This window comes from Bacillus cereus group sp. N12, assembly GCF_016483575.1.
GTDB classification, from domain to species: domain Bacteria; phylum Bacillota; class Bacilli; order Bacillales; family Bacillaceae_G; genus Bacillus_A; species Bacillus_A toyonensis.
Genome location: NZ_JAEHBO010000234.1, coordinates 1 through 263 on the forward strand (window position 1 = coordinate 1; position 263 = coordinate 263).

Genomic DNA, 263 nt, shown 5'->3' on the forward strand with positions numbered 1-263 from the left:
TTATTTCTATCTTTTTAATTTCCATCTTTTGCTTTTCTATCCATTCCATCTCCACCACTTCCATCGCCCCAAGCTCCATGGCCACCAGAACCTTTGCCACCAGAACCGTTGCCACCAGAACCGCTGCCACCAGAACCACTGCCACCAGAACCACTGCCATCAGAGCCTCTGCCAAAAGCACCGATACCACAAGAGCCGCTGCCATCAGAGCCTGTCTCTTATACCCATCTGACGGTGCCGACGAAGCGAGAAGTGTAGATCGC

1 protein-coding gene is annotated in these 263 nt (G+C 52.1%); it reads right to left on the reverse strand.

What is annotated here, in order from left to right:
- Positions 1-205, reverse strand: a 205-nt coding sequence (locus JDS92_RS30275; RefSeq protein WP_199633062.1) for a hypothetical protein, incomplete at its 3' end; no start/stop codon positions are given.
- Between the last annotated feature and the right edge of the window lie 58 nt (positions 206-263).